Consider the following 13,216-nt stretch of genomic DNA (forward strand, 5'->3'; position numbering starts at 1 on the left):
ATGAGCGAACAGGACGTCTTGGGGCGTATCAAGGAACTGGTCGACCAGGAGCACCAGCTGCGCTCGCAGGCCACTCGCGGCGAATTGGACCCGAAGACCGAGCGCCAGCGCTTGGCCGAACTCGAAGTGATGCTCGATCAGGCCTGGGACCTGCTTCGCCATCGCCGGGCGCGGATCGAGCAGGGCGAGTCTCCCGACGGGGTCCGGCCCAATACGGTCTCGCAGGTCGAGGGCTACCTGCAGTAGGCCCGGCGATGTCGAGCACAGCGACCGACTACGACGTCATCGTGATCGGTGGCGGGCCCGCCGGTGAGAACGCCGCCGCCTACGCCGTCGCGCGCAGCGACCGCACGGCAGCCATCGTGGAGCGGGAACTCGTCGGCGGCGAATGCTCCTACTGGGCCTGCGTTCCGAGTAAAGCGCTGTTGCGGCCGGGCCATGTCCTGGCGGCCGCGCGGGCGATGCCGGGCGTCTCGGCCACCGGCCTGGACGTCGAGGCGGTGCTGCGGCGGCGCGACGCCTTCGTGCACGACCATGACGATTCCAGCCAGGTCGACTGGGCCCGGAGCAACCGCATCGACGTCGTGCGCGGCACCGGCCGCCTGGCCGGCGCGCGCACGGTCGAGGTCGGCGGGCGGCAGTTGCGCGCCCGGCATGCCGTGGTGCTGGCCACCGGCACCAGGGCGAACGTTCCCGACGTGCCCGGCCTGCGCGCCGCGCTGCCGTGGACCTCCCGCGACGTCACCAACCTGCACGAGGTGCCGCGCCGAGTCGCCGTCGTCGGCGGCGGCGTGGTGGCCGCCGAGGCGGCGACCTGGCTGGCCGCGCTCGGCGCCGAGGTCACCCTGCTGGTGCGCGGCTCGGCGCTGCTGGCCGCGGCCGAGCCGTTCGCGCGCGATCTGGTCGCGGGGGCGCTGTCGGAGGCCGGGGTGCGAGTGCGGTTCGGCACTCAACCCGCCGCGGTCGAGCGCCCGGCCTCGAAGGACACCGGTGAAGGGTGGATCCACGGCGGTCCGGCCACGGTCCGGTTGCGCGGTCCCGAAGGCGAGTCGGCGCTCGAGGTGGACGAGATCGTGGTGGCGGCCGGGCGCGCACCCGCCACCGAGGGCCTGGGCCTGGACGCGGTGGGGCTGCCCGATGGATACGTCGCGGTGGACGACCACCTCACCGCCAGCGAGGTCGACGGCGAGTGGCTGTATGTGGTGGGCGACCTCAACCACCGCGCCGCGCTCACGCATATGGGCAAATACCAGGGCCGGGTGTGCGGCGACGTGATCGCGGCACGAGCGGAGGGCAGACCGCTGGACGACCCGCGATTCGTCGCGAGCTCCGATCACGGCAAGGTGCCGCAGGTGGTGTTCACCGCGCCGGAGGTCGCCTCCGTCGGCTTGACCGAAGCCGCGGCCCGTGACGCCGGGCACACGGTCGAGACCGTCGAACTGGACATCGCGGTGGCCGGATCGGCGCTGTCGCGCGACGACTACGCCGGTCACGCGAAGCTGGTGATCGACGGCGCCACCGACACGCTGCTCGGGGCCACGTTCGTCGGCCCCGAGGTGGGCGAACAATTGCACGCGGCGACGATCGCGGTGGTGGGCCGGGTGCCGCTGTCCACCCTCTGGCACGCCGTGCCTGCCTTCCCCGCGGTGAGCGAGTTCTGGCTGCGCCTGTTGGAGGCACGGCGCCCGTAGCTACCATTTGCAGATGGTGGCAACAACGGATATCGCGACCGCCGACGGAATCGTCCGCGGCCGCCGTGGCCGCCGCGTACTGCGCTGGCGGTCCATTCCCTATGCGGCTCCTCCGATCGGGGACCTGCGATTTCGCGCTCCACAGCCGGTCGAACCGTGGTCCGGCGTCCGGGCGGCGACGGAATTCACCTCCGCGGCGATGCAGCACCGTTCCGGGGCGCGGATCGGGCCGCGCGCCTACCAGGTGACCAGCGAGGACGCGCTGACACTGAATGTCACCACGCCCGCTACGCGGGCGGCGAGCCCGCGTCCGGTGCTGGTCTTCATCCACGGCGGCGGCTACCTCATCGGCACCTCCGCGCTCGGGTTGTATTCCGGCGCGCGGCTGGCGCTGCGCGGCGACGTGGTGGTGGTCTCGCTGAACTACCGGTTGGGTGCGTTCGGCTATGTCGACTTCAGCGAATTCGGCACCGCGGAGCATCCCTTCGACTCGAACCTCGGATTGCGTGATCAGCTCGCCGCGCTGGAGTGGGTGCGCACCAATATCGCGGCGTTCGGCGGCGACCCCGGCAACGTGACGATCTTCGGCGAATCGGCCGGCGCGCACGCCGTGCTCGGTCTGCTGGCCACCCCGGCGGCCAAGGGATTGTTCCATCGGGCCATTTCGCAGAGCCCGCCCGCCGACTGGACGATCACTCCCGAGGAGTCCCGCGGCTTCGCGCGCCGCTGTGTCGCCGCGCTGGGCGCCACGCCGGACACCGCGCACACCGTGCTGCGCACCGCGGGCGCCAACGACATCCGCCGTGCCGTCGATCGCACCATCGGCGCGGTGGTGCGGGAACAACCGGGCGCCTTTCCCGTGTGCCCGGTGGTGGACGGCGAGTTCCTCCCGCTGTCCCCGGTCGACGCGATCGCCGATGGCTCCGCGCACCAGGTGCCGCTGATCATCGGCACGAACCGCGACGAGGGCACGCTCTTCGCTCGGTTCGCCGACGAACTGCCCACCACCGCCGACCGGCTGCGCACCGCGCTCGGGCGAGACGCCGAGGCCGAATCGCGGATCGCGGCGGCGTATCCCGGTTACCCCCAGCCGAAGGCCACGATCCAGGCGGGCGGCGACTACACCTTCTGGCGTCCTTCGCTGACCGTCATGGAAGGGCACAGCAGGCACGCGCCGACCTACGCCTACCGCTACGACTTCGCCCCGCGCGCGCTGCACCTGGCCGGGCTCGGCGCCACGCACGCGACCGACCTCATCGCGGTCTTCGGCATCGGCGACACTCCGGTCGGCCGGGCCTTCACCGCCGCGGGCGGGCGGCGCGGACTGCGAGCGGTCACCGATCAGTTCCAGGACAACTGGCTGGCTTTCGCCCGCACCGGAGCCCCGCTGCCGTCCTGGCCCGCTTACACGGAGACTCGCAGGTCCACGTTGATCATCGACTACCCCACGCGTGTGGAACACGACCCGGACCGGGCGAAACGACTCGCTTGGCAGGGCGTGCGGGTCCCCACGCTGACCTGAGCCGGGCCGCTACTTCAGCAGGCGCGACATCCGCCGGTCCGCGAGGATCTTGCCGCCGGTCTGACAGGTGGGGCAGTACTGGAAGGACCGCTCGGCGTAGGAGACCTCGCGGACGGTGTCGCCGCAGACCGGGCACGGCTGCCCGGTCCTGGCGTGCACCCGCATGCCGGAACGCTTCTCGCCTTTGAGACGGGCGGCGTCCTGGCCGACCGAGCGCCGCACCGCGTCGGTGAGCACCGCGCGCATGGCGGTGTAGAGCTCGGCCACCTTGTCGGCGGGCAGGGTCTTCGTGTTCGCGAACGGCGAGATCCGCGCGGTGTGCAGGATCTCGTCGGAGTAGGCGTTGCCCACGCCCGCCAGCAGCGCCTGGTCCACGATCGCGGTCTTGATCCGTTGCGAGGTGCCGTGCAGGATGTCGGCGAACTGGGCCTCGGTCACCTCCAGCGCGTCGGGGCCGAGCCGGGCGATGCCGGGCACCGCCTTCGGGTCCGCCGCGACGTACGCCGCGAGCCGCTTCTTCGTGCCCGCTTCGGTCAGGTCGAAGGCGGGCGTCGCTCCTTCGGGGGTGAAGAAATGCACCCGCAGCGCCAGCGGACTCTTGCCGCCCGGCTTGGGCGGCGTCGGGCTCGGTTCGTCGATCCAGCGCAGCCATCCACCGCGCGACAGGTGGGTGACGAGCCACAGCCCGTCGCACTCCATCCCGAGGAATTTGCCCCAGCGCCCCGCGCCGGTGACGTCGCGACCGGACAGCGCGGTGATCGGCGGCTCGAACGTCTTGACGGCGCTGAGGGCGGCCACGTCGACGCGGCCGATCACGGCGCCGACCGCATGCTCCCGGAGGAACTGAGCCAACGCCTCCACTTCCGGTAGCTCTGGCACGCGGTCCAGACTACCGAGCCCCACCGACAATCGGCCGGTTCTCGCGCGGGCGGCTCACCCGCCGCGACGCAGCAGGTAGATGTCCATGATCCAGCCCTTGCGCTCGCGCAGCTCGGCGCGGCGGCGGACGATCTCGTCCCGCACCGCGGGCAGCGGTCCCTCGATCAGGGTCTCGTCCGGCATACCGAGGTAGGCGCCCCACCAGATGTGCACGTCCGCGTCCGGAATCGCGGTGAACGAGCAGTCGCCGTCCAGCATCACCAGCGCGTTCTCGGCGCCGAGGCCCTCCTCGCGCAGGCGGCGGCCGGTGGTGATGCGCACCGGTTCGCCGATGCCGTGCAGCACGACGCGATGCCGCGCGGCCAGCGCCTGCGCGCTGGTGATGCCGGGAATCACCTCGTAGTCGAAGCGCACCACGCCGCGGGCGAGCACCCGCTCGACCATCCGCAGCGTGCTGTCGTACAGCGCGGGATCACCCCAGACCAGGATGCCGCCGACGCCGTCGGACGCGGCGAACGCCGATTCCAGCAGCGCCGACCGGCGATCGTGCCAGTCGTCGACCACGTCCAGGTAGTCGGCGGGCGTCCGGTCGCGCGGCGGATCGGCGATCGGGACGATCCGGTAGGTCCGGTCGGTGTGCGCGTCCAGGATCGCCGTCCGCACGTCGACCAGTTCCCGCTTCGCCTCGCCCTTACCGATCACGAAGAACGTCTCGACCTGCCGCATCGCCTTGATCGCCTGCACGGTGACCTGGTCGGGATCACCGGCGCCGATGCCGATCACGTAGAGCTTGCGCATGGGCTCGAGCTTGCCAGGCGGGCGGAAGACCCCGGTCGCCAGGCGCGGCCGAGGACGCGCCCGATCGGCTCGCCGCGCGCGCGACGGCGAAGACTAGAGTTGCCGAACGTGGCTCACGACGCGCTCGATCCGGCTTCCGCCCCCGACACCCAGTACGAGGACCTGCTGCGGCTGGTGCTGGCGTCCGGCTCGAAGAAGGCCGACCGCACCGGTACCGGAACGCGCAGCATCTTCGGCCACCAGTTGCGCTACGACCTGGCGGCGGGCTTCCCGCTGGTCACCACGAAGAAGGTGCACCTGAAGTCGATCGTCTACGAGTTGCTGTGGTTCCTGCGCGGCGACTCCAACGTCGGCTGGCTGCGCGACCACGGCGTCTCCATCTGGGACGAATGGGCCGACGCCGACGGCGAGCTCGGCCCGGTCTACGGCGTGCAGTGGCGGTCGTGGCCGACCCCCGACGGCACCCACGTCGACCAGATCGCCCGAGTGCTGCAAACCCTGCGCACCGACCCGGACTCCCGGCGCATCATCGTCTCGGCCTGGAACGTCGCCGACCTGGACAAGATGGCGCTGGCGCCCTGCCACGCGTTCTTCCAGTTCCACGTGGCCGACGGCAGACTGTCCTGCCAGCTCTACCAGCGCAGCGCCGATCTGTTCCTCGGCGTGCCGTTCAACATCGCCAGCTACGCGCTGCTGACCCACATGGTCGCCCAGCAGACCGAGCTGGCTCCCGGTGACTTCATCTGGACCGGCGGGGACTGCCACATCTACGACAACCACCTCGACCAGGTCACCGAGCAGCTCAGCCGCGACCCGCGCCCGTTCCCCACGCTGCGGCTGCATCCCGCCCCGACGCTGTTCGACTACCGCTACGAGGACGTGGAAGTAGTGGGCTACGACCCTCATCCGGCCATCAAGGCTCCGGTGGCGGTGTGAGCGAAAGCCGCACGATCGGGCTCATCTGGGCGCAGACCCTGGACGGGGTGATCGGGTTCCGCAACACCATTCCCTGGCGGCTGCCCGAGGACATGGCGCACTTCAAGGACGTGACCTGGGGTCATCCCGTGGTGATGGGCCGCCGGACCTGGGACTCGCTGCCGCCGCGGTTCCGGCCGCTGGCCGGGCGGCGCAACATCGTGGTGACCAGGCAGCCCGACTGGTCGGCTGAAGGCGCCGAGCGCATGTCGTCGGTGCCCGAGGCGCTGGCCGCCTGCGCCCCGGACGCGGTGTGGGTCGCGGGCGGCGGTGAGATCTACCGCGCCGCGCTGGAGTTCGCGACCGACCTGCGCGTCACCGAGATCGACACCACGGTCGAGGGCGACGCTTTCGCGCCGTCGATCGGACCGGAGTGGCGGCCCGACGTCCCGGAGCCCTGGCGCACCTCTGCCACCGGTCTGCGCTTCCGCATCCGGCACTACACCCGGCAGCGGCCCGCCTAGCGGAGAACCCGGTGGGCGCCACGCCGCGTGCGGCCGTGAACGCCGACGTCAGGACCGGGGCCGGTGAAACCCGGCCCGCTCCGCGGCCGACTCGGGCATACTCCTCGATATGCGGCGGCCGGACGCGTGTCCGGCCGAACGCCTCGAGCCGTTGCCACCAGCCCGGCATCGGCTGTGGTGATCTGCGAAAGGCGGTCCATGGAAAAGAAATCGCTGACTGCGGTAGCGCGCCAGCAACTGAAGCTGGCGACCATCGCCACGAGCGGGCGCAGTTCCCAGACACTCTATGGCGGCCATACGCATTCGCTGCGCCAGACGGTGGTCGGCCTGAAGGCCGGGCACAGCTTGGCCGAGCACGACAATACGGGCGAAGCCACCTTGCTGGTGCTCAGCGGCACACTGGTTCTGCTCAGCGGCGCCAACGAATGGAAAGGCTCGGAAGGCGATCTGATCGTGGTGCCCAAGGCGCGCCACAGCGTCAAGGCGATCGATGACGTCGCGTTCCTGCTGACCGTAGCGATGTAGCCACCCGCGCGGGTCCGCACCGCGGCCGGACCGGCCGGGCATTAGGGTGTCGATCATGGGTGAGCCGCAGCCGATCCTCGAACCGCTCACGCCGTCCGCGATCTTTCTGGTCGCCACGATCGACGAGGGCGGCGAAGCGGCGGTCCGCGACCTGCTCGCCGACATCACCGGCTTGCGCCGCTCGGTGGGCTTCCGCCTGCCGGGCGCGAACCTGACCTGCGTCACGTCGATCGGCTCCGACGCGTGGGATCGCCTCTTCGCCGGGCCGAAACCCGCTGAGCTGCATCCGTTCCCCGGCTACGTCGGCGCACGCCACACCGCGCCCGCGACACCGGGCGACCTGCTGTTCCACATCAAGTCCGAAGTGCAGGACGCCTGTTTCGAACTGGCCATGGCCATCGGCGACCGGCTGGCGGGCGCGGGCACGATCGTGGACGAGACCGTCGGCTTCCGCTACTTCGAGCAGCGCGACCTGCTCGGTTTCGTGGACGGCACCGAGAACCCGGAGGGCCGCGCGGCCGCCGCGGCCGCGCTGGTGGGCGACGAGGACCCACGATTCGCCGGCGGCAGCTATGTGATCGTGCAGAAGTACACCCACCCCCTGGCGGACTGGCGCGCGCTGTCGGTCGAAGAGCAGGAGCGCGTGATCGGCCGCACCAAGCTGGACGACTTCGAACTCCCCGACGAGATCAAGCCGGCCGACTCGCACGTCGAGGTGAACACGCTGATCGATCCGGACGGCACCGAACGCCAGATCCTGCGCGGCAACATGCCCTTCGGCAGCGTGCGCGAGGGGGTGTTCGGCACCTACTACATCGCGTACGCGGCCACGCCGAGCGTCACCGAGCGCATGCTCACCCGCATGTTCCTCGGCACCGGCGAGGCCGCCTACGACCGCATCCTGGATTTCTCCGTCGCCCTCACCGGCACCTCGTTCTTCGCACCCACCGTCGATTTCCTCGACGATCTGCCACCGGCGCCACGGGAGACGGCGGAAACCGCGGTGCCGGTGGGCACAGCCGGTTCGGCAGAACTGTCCGGCACCGCCGTGCCCTCGGGCGACGGCGCCCTCGGTATCGGCTCGTTGAAAAGGAGCACCCGGTCATGAACAACCTCCATCGCGAACTAGCGCCGATCACCGCCGAGGCGTGGGCGGCCATCGAGGAGGAGGCGACGCGTACCTTCAAACGGCACATCGCGGGCCGGCGCGTCGTCGACCTTTCCGGCCCGCACGGCATCGACTACTCCGCGGTGGGCACCGGGCACACCACACCGATCGACTCCCCCGGCTCCGGGGTGTTCGCCCGCCAGCGAGTGGTCGCGCCGCTGGTCGAACTGCGCGTGCCGTTCACGCTCTCCCGCGAGGAACTCGACAACGTGGAGCGCGGCGCACAGGACGCCGACCTGGATCCGGTGAAGGACGCCGCGAAGAAGATCGCGTTCGCCGAGGACCGGGCGATCTTCGAGGGATATCCGGCCGCGCACATCACCGGCATCCGCGCGAGTGCGTCCAACGAGCCGATCACGCTGCCCAGCGACACCCGGCTGGTCCCCGAGGCGATCGCGCAAGCGTTGAGCGCGCTGCGGCTGGCGGGCGTCGACGGACCGTACTCGGTACTGCTCAGCGCCGAGCTGTTCACGGCGGTCAGCGAGACCTCCGATCACGGCCACATGATCCGCACGCACATCGAGCGCCTGATCCCGGAAGGCGAGATCATCTGGGCGCCCGCCATCGACGGCGCGATCGTGCTCACCACCCGCGGCGGCGACTTCGATCTGCGCATCGGGCAGGACCTGTCCGTCGGCTACCTGTCGCACGACAGCACCTCGGTCCAGCTGTACTTCCAGCAGAGCCTGACGTTCCTGGTGTACACCGCGGAGGCCGCGGTCCCGCTCACCGTCTGAGCACCGCCCGCGCATCGGCCACATCTGGGAAACCGCCAGGTGTGCGCCGGTGCGCGACGCGGTAGCGTGAGCCGGAAATGCGCCCGAGGCAGGTAGGTGAGATGACAACGGTGCGGGCAGGTGTGGTCCCGACCCAGCGCGCCGCGCTCTACAGCGTGTTCGGCATCCTGGCGACCGTCACGATCTGCGGCTCGTTCGTCGCCGCGTTCGGGGTGAACCGGGTGTTCACCGGACTGCTGGCCGGAGCCGTCGTCGGTATCGCGGTGCTGGCCGCGTTGTTCACCAGGGACGCCATCGTGCTCACCGACCACGCCATCTACCGGCGCAAGCCGTGGACGGTCTCCAGCATCTCGTGGGACCGGGTGGTGGCAGGGCGCTTCACCCTCGACGAGCGCTCTCGCTGGTCGCTGGCGCTGGATCTGTCCGGTGGCGACGAGCCGCACGGCGAGCTGGTGCTGCTGTCCATCCCGCCGGTGGTGCGTCCCGTCGCGGGCGCTTACGACCTGCGCAAACGCGATCAGGTCACGGAGATCAGGGCGATTCTGCGGCGCAAGCGCATTCCGGTCACCGTGCTCCCGCAGATCGCGGGCGCGCTACAGGAGCACTGGCAGATCGCGCCGCCGACCCACTGAGACGCGACGGCTGAGCGCGCCGATGCGAGACGCCGTGCGCCGGTTTCGGTTACGTTGACAGACGTGTCCATGCCGAAGGGCGCCAACGTGCCCGTGCCGAGTTCCACCGTCCGGATCGAGGTGGGCTGGGCGGCCGGGGCGGACGCCGACGCCTCCGCCCTGCTCGTGGCATCCGCCAAGGTGCGATCCGACCTCGATTTCGTGTTCTACAACCAGCCCGCTCACCCGTCCGGGGCGGTCCGCCACGAGGGCAAGCGGCCGGGACCGATCGTGCTGGACGTGCTGTCCGCGGACTTGGCGCGGGTGGAGCCGCAGGTCGACGGCATCGTGATCGCGGCGTCCACCGAGGGCGGCGCGGTCGGGCGGCTCGAGGGGTTGTTCGTGCGCGTCGTGGAGGTGGGCAGCGAAGCGGAGGTGGCCAGCTTCGACAGTATCGGCGCGACGAGCGAGACCGCGGTGGTGCTCGGCGAGCTGTACCGGCGCGACGGCGGGTGGAAGTTCCGCGCGGTGGGCCAGGGGTATGCCTCCGGTCTGGCCGGACTCGCCACCGATTACGGGATCTGCGTGGACGAGGCACCCGCGCCGCCACACGAATACCTGCCTCCGCCACCGCCGCCCGCACCTTCGCACGAGTTCACGCCACCACCACCGTCCGGGACGGTACCGCCGGAGCCGAGCCTGCTCGTGGCGCATCCACCCGGATCCGGCTCCACCGAACCGGATCAGGCCACGCCGCTCGGCACGCCGATACCGCCGGGCGAGTACCCGTCCTACGGTCGGAACCCGGCCGCACCAGCGCATTTCCACCTGACGAAGGCCTCTCCCTCGGTGTCGTTGACCGCCCACGGCGCGACCGCGGGCATCATGCGGGTCAACCTGAATTGGGCCTCGCCGCAGGGCGCGAGCGACGCGGTGGATCTGGATCTGTGCTGCTTCTGGGAACTGGCCGATGGGCGCAAGGGCGATATCCGTTCGGTCGGCGATTCGGGGTCGCTGGAGCGGCCGCCGTTCATCCGGTTGGACGCGGACGACCGGTCCGGGGCGAGCGCGGCCGGGGAGAACCTGGAGATCGATCTCGGTCACGGAGCCGACTTCCGTCGAATCCTGCTTTTCGCCACCCTTTACGACGGCGCGGCCGACTTCCGCGGTATCGGGGCTACCGCGACGCTGTACCCGGCGGCCGCGCCGCCGATCGAGCTGAGCGTCGACGGTTGCACGGACGGCTCCCGGGACGTGGTGCTGGCGCTCATCGAGAACACCGGCACGGAGCTGGTGGTGCGCAGGGAGGGCCGCTTCGTCCCGCCGCCGCCGAACCGTCCGCGCTGGGGTGTTACCGAGGTCGACAAGGCCTACGCCTGGGGACTGGACTGGGTGCGGGGCACCGGGAAGTCCTGAGATTCAGGCAGCGGGCGCCGCGAGCCGGTCCAGCAGCACGACCGCCTCGGCCCGTATCGCGTCGAGATCGCCGGACCAGCCGAGTGTGCGCAGCACCGCCCCCGGGATGGTCCGCTCCGCGTACCTGGGCGCGACGCCCTCGTCGGAGCGCATGCCGATCACCGTCTCCACCAACCGGAACGGCAGCGACTCGGTGCCCGGCGCGCTCGGCGCAGCGCACTCGGACAGCACCTGCGCGGCGAAAGCCTCGTAGTGGCCGCGCAATTCGTCGCGGCGCAGGCGGAACGCGGCGAAGCGCTCGGTGCGCAACTCCGGAAGCAGGTACAGCGCACCCAGGTTCCAGCGCGAGGCGCACAGTTGCCGCACATCGAACAGCGCCAGCGCGTACAGCCGGACCGGCACCGGCTCGGGCGCCGCGCGCAGCCGCTCGGCCAATTCGATCGGCGCCGCGACGGTTCCGGCGAGCAACGCGTCGAGGATGTCGTCCTTGGCCGCGAAATGGTGGTACAGCGAAGCCTGGCGGATGCCGACCGCGTCGGCGATCGCGCGGGTGGAGGTGTTGGCGTAACCGTTGGTGGTGAACAGTTCGCCTGCGGCGTCGAGGATCTCGGCGCGCGGCGTCGATCCGCGTCGGCGCCGCTGTTCGACGCGCGGCCGTCCTGGACCGAGGTTTGCCACCGGCCCATTCTGGCAGGTCGGCGCGGGGACGCTCCGGTGCGGGCCGGGGTACGCACGAGCCGGGAACAGCGCCCGGTGCGTAACCCAGAAGTTACCGGAGGTCGCCGAAGCGATACACACAGGTCACCGAAAGCGCGATCGCGGCCGCAAAACTGTCGTCTGATAGTTATTGGCCGCTCGCCGAAGGACTGCCCATGGCCACCACGCTCGCCCCGCCCCCGCCGCCCGATCTCACCGGTGACGGCGCCGACCTCGCCCGGTTCGGCTACCAGCCCGTCCTGCACCGCAAACTCGGGCGCTACGCCTCGTTCGCGGCAGGCTTCTCCTTCGTCTCGATCCTCACCACGATCTTCCAGTTCTTCGGCTTCGGCTATTCGTTCGGCGGAGCCGCCTTCTTCTGGACCTGGCCGATCGTGTTCGCCGGACAGTTCCTCGTCGCGCTCAACTTCGCCGAACTGGCCGCGCGCTACCCGATCTCGGGGTGTATCTACCAATGGTCCCGACGGCTCGGCGGCGAACTCGTCGGCTGGTTCGCGGGCTGGATGATGATCATCGCGCAGATCGTCACCGCCGCGGCGGCGGCGATAGCCCTCCAGGTGGTACTGCCATCGATCTGGAGTGGATTCCAGTTCGTCGGCACCGACACCGCGCTCACCTCGCCCTCCGGCGCGACCAACGCCGTACTGCTGGGCAGCATCCTGCTCGTGGTGACCACACTGATCAACGTTCTCGGCATCGACCTGATGGCCCGGATCAATTCGATCGGCGTCACCGTCGAGATCGTCGGCGTCCTCGCGATCATCGCGTTGTTCTTCACCACCGCCGAGCGCGGACCGGGTGTGGTGCTGCACACCGATCAGGCCGCGCCGGGTCCCTACTGGGCCGCGTTCCTGGTGTCCGGGCTCATGGCGGCTTATGTCATGGTCGGGTTCGATTCCGCGGGAGAGCTTTCCGAGGAGACCAAGAACCCGCGCCGGGTCGCGCCGCGCACCATTCTCACCGCGCTGTCGGTCTCTGCGCTGGGCGGCGGGCTGATGCTGCTGGGTGCGCTGATGGCCGCACCCAGCCTGTCCGACGGCGCGCTGTCGTCGGAGGGCCTGGCCTACGTGCTCACCGCCAAGCTGGACAGCCCGGCGGGCAAGGTGCTGCTGGGCTGCGTGGCGGTCGCGATCACCGTGTGCACCCTGGCGATTCAGACCGCGGGCTCGCGGCTGATGTTCTCCATGGCGCGGGACGGGAAGCTGCCGTTCGCCGCCAGGCTCGCCGCGGTGCATCCGCGGTACGGCACGCCGGTGCTGCCCGCCGTCGTGATCGGCGCGCTCGGCATCGGCCTGCTGGCGCTCAATCTCGGCAACGCCGCGATCTTCGCGACGCTGGCGAGCGTCTGCATCGTGACGCTGTATCTGGCCTACCTGCTGGTGACGGTGCCGCTGCTGATCCGCCGGTGCACCGGTCTGCCCGACGCGGGCACCGACGCGCGACTGTTCGGCCTGGGCCGGTTCGGTATTCCGATCAACGCGCTCGCGGTGGTCTGGGGCATCGCGATGGTCGTGAATCTCGCCTGGCCTCGCGCGGAGGTCTACGCCCCGGACGGGGGCAGCTGGTGGATGCTCTGGGCCGCACCGCTTTTCGTGCTGCTGGTGCTCGCCGTCGGCGTATTGGTGCATCGCTTCGTGGTCGGTTGGTCGCGCGGTCTCGCGAGCGCCGAGCCCGCGCCGCAACCGGCCTGAACGCCCCGGTGCGGCGGTGCGC

General features: G+C 70.6%; 14 protein-coding genes. 11 read left to right on the plus strand and 3 right to left on the minus strand.

Annotated elements, in window-relative coordinates; genetic code table 11:
• Genes ACZ6DL_RS12230 through ACZ6DL_RS12240 form a run of 3 tightly spaced genes read left to right on the plus strand, consistent with a single transcriptional unit; the run spans position 1 to position 3,213 of the window.
• Positions 1 to 246 carry a DUF2630 family protein gene (locus ACZ6DL_RS12230; protein ID WP_040870021.1) on the plus strand — a complete coding sequence of 82 codons (246 nt, stop codon included), beginning with the start codon at positions 1 to 3 and terminating at the stop codon, positions 244 to 246.
• 8 nt (positions 247 to 254) lie between these two features.
• The gene (locus ACZ6DL_RS12235; RefSeq protein WP_466050604.1) at positions 255 to 1,691 is read left to right on the plus strand and encodes a dihydrolipoyl dehydrogenase family protein; all 1,437 of its coding nucleotides are present in this window, start codon (positions 255 to 257) and stop codon (positions 1,689 to 1,691) included.
• A 13-nt stretch (positions 1,692 to 1,704) separates the two neighbouring features.
• Positions 1,705 to 3,213 (plus strand): carboxylesterase/lipase family protein, encoded by a 1,509-nt coding sequence (locus ACZ6DL_RS12240; RefSeq protein ID WP_466050606.1) that lies wholly within the window; start codon positions 1,705 to 1,707, stop codon positions 3,211 to 3,213.
• A gap of 9 nt (positions 3,214 to 3,222) precedes the next feature.
• On the opposite strand, the gene ACZ6DL_RS12245 is transcribed toward ACZ6DL_RS12240, so the two are convergent.
• Entirely contained in the window at positions 3,223 to 4,092 is an 870-nt protein-coding gene (locus ACZ6DL_RS12245; RefSeq protein WP_466050607.1) for an Fpg/Nei family DNA glycosylase, read from the minus strand.
• Positions 4,093 to 4,146: 54 nt separating this feature from the next.
• The gene (gene cobF / locus ACZ6DL_RS12250; protein ID WP_062976713.1) at positions 4,147 to 4,890 is read right to left on the minus strand and encodes a precorrin-6A synthase (deacetylating); all 744 of its coding nucleotides are present in this window, start codon (positions 4,888 to 4,890) and stop codon (positions 4,147 to 4,149) included.
• Between the two features lie 108 nt (positions 4,891 to 4,998).
• On the opposite strand from cobF, the gene ACZ6DL_RS12255 reads away from it, so the two are divergent.
• The 7 genes from ACZ6DL_RS12255 (at position 4,999) to ACZ6DL_RS12285 (ending at position 10,786) form a co-directional block, all read left to right on the plus strand.
• The gene (locus ACZ6DL_RS12255) at positions 4,999 to 5,826 is read left to right on the plus strand and encodes a thymidylate synthase (RefSeq protein ID WP_466050610.1); all 828 of its coding nucleotides are present in this window, start codon (positions 4,999 to 5,001) and stop codon (positions 5,824 to 5,826) included.
• Positions 5,823 to 6,329 carry a dihydrofolate reductase gene (locus ACZ6DL_RS12260; RefSeq protein ID WP_466050612.1) on the plus strand — a complete coding sequence of 169 codons (507 nt, stop codon included), beginning with the start codon at positions 5,823 to 5,825 and terminating at the stop codon, positions 6,327 to 6,329. The genes ACZ6DL_RS12255 and ACZ6DL_RS12260 overlap by 4 nt, the downstream gene beginning before the upstream one ends.
• Positions 6,330 to 6,527: 198 nt before the next feature.
• On the plus strand, positions 6,528 to 6,854 hold the full coding sequence (locus ACZ6DL_RS12265; protein WP_040869925.1) for a cupin domain-containing protein: 327 nt from the start codon (positions 6,528 to 6,530) through the stop codon (positions 6,852 to 6,854).
• Positions 6,855 to 6,909: 55 nt separating this feature from the next.
• Positions 6,910 to 7,962 carry a Dyp-type peroxidase gene (locus ACZ6DL_RS12270; protein ID WP_466050614.1) on the plus strand — a complete coding sequence of 351 codons (1,053 nt, stop codon included), beginning with the start codon at positions 6,910 to 6,912 and terminating at the stop codon, positions 7,960 to 7,962.
• A complete protein-coding gene (locus ACZ6DL_RS12275) occupies positions 7,959 to 8,759 on the plus strand; it encodes a family 1 encapsulin nanocompartment shell protein (protein WP_466050616.1) in 801 nt (266 codons plus the stop codon). Before ACZ6DL_RS12270 ends, ACZ6DL_RS12275 begins: the two co-directional genes overlap by 4 nt.
• A gap of 101 nt (positions 8,760 to 8,860) precedes the next feature.
• Entirely contained in the window at positions 8,861 to 9,391 is a 531-nt protein-coding gene (locus ACZ6DL_RS12280; protein WP_040869942.1) for a hypothetical protein, read from the plus strand.
• Positions 9,392 to 9,460: 69 nt separating this feature from the next.
• A complete protein-coding gene (locus ACZ6DL_RS12285; RefSeq protein ID WP_466051291.1) occupies positions 9,461 to 10,786 on the plus strand; it encodes a TerD family protein in 1,326 nt (441 codons plus the stop codon).
• Between the two features lie 3 nt (positions 10,787 to 10,789).
• On the opposite strand, the gene ACZ6DL_RS12290 is transcribed toward ACZ6DL_RS12285, so the two are convergent.
• Positions 10,790 to 11,464: a TetR/AcrR family transcriptional regulator gene (locus tag ACZ6DL_RS12290; protein WP_466050618.1), complete on the minus strand. Its 675-nt coding sequence runs from the start codon at positions 11,462 to 11,464 to the stop codon at positions 10,790 to 10,792.
• A 194-nt stretch (positions 11,465 to 11,658) separates the two neighbouring features.
• Between ACZ6DL_RS12290 and ACZ6DL_RS12295 the strand changes: the two genes are divergently transcribed.
• The gene (locus ACZ6DL_RS12295; protein ID WP_466050620.1) at positions 11,659 to 13,194 is read left to right on the plus strand and encodes an amino acid permease; all 1,536 of its coding nucleotides are present in this window, start codon (positions 11,659 to 11,661) and stop codon (positions 13,192 to 13,194) included.
• Positions 13,195 to 13,216: the final 22 nt, after the last annotated feature.

It is taken from the genome of Nocardia sp. NPDC041819, from assembly GCF_055590505.1.

Bases quoted from the DNA above. Each gene is read 5' to 3' on its own strand.
- ACZ6DL_RS12270 (WP_466050614.1), top strand. From the start codon at position 6,910: ATGGGTGAGCCGCAGCCGATCCTCGAACCGCTCACGCCGTCCGCGATC.
- ACZ6DL_RS12235 (WP_466050604.1), top strand. From the start codon at position 255: ATGTCGAGCACAGCGACCGACTACGACGTCATCGTGATCGGTGGCGGG.
- ACZ6DL_RS12280 (WP_040869942.1), top strand. From the start codon at position 8,861: ATGACAACGGTGCGGGCAGGTGTGGTCCCGACCCAGCGCGCCGCGCTC.
- ACZ6DL_RS12295 (WP_466050620.1), top strand. From the start codon at position 11,659: ATGGCCACCACGCTCGCCCCGCCCCCGCCGCCCGATCTCACCGGTGAC.
- ACZ6DL_RS12240 (WP_466050606.1), top strand. From the start codon at position 1,705: ATGGTGGCAACAACGGATATCGCGACCGCCGACGGAATCGTCCGCGGC.
- ACZ6DL_RS12275 (WP_466050616.1), top strand. From the start codon at position 7,959: ATGAACAACCTCCATCGCGAACTAGCGCCGATCACCGCCGAGGCGTGG.
- ACZ6DL_RS12230 (WP_040870021.1), top strand. From the start codon at position 1: ATGAGCGAACAGGACGTCTTGGGGCGTATCAAGGAACTGGTCGACCAG.
- cobF (WP_062976713.1), bottom strand. From the start codon at position 4,890: ATGCGCAAGCTCTACGTGATCGGCATCGGCGCCGGTGATCCCGACCAG.
- ACZ6DL_RS12285 (WP_466051291.1), top strand. From the start codon at position 9,461: ATGCCGAAGGGCGCCAACGTGCCCGTGCCGAGTTCCACCGTCCGGATC.
- ACZ6DL_RS12265 (WP_040869925.1), top strand. From the start codon at position 6,528: ATGGAAAAGAAATCGCTGACTGCGGTAGCGCGCCAGCAACTGAAGCTG.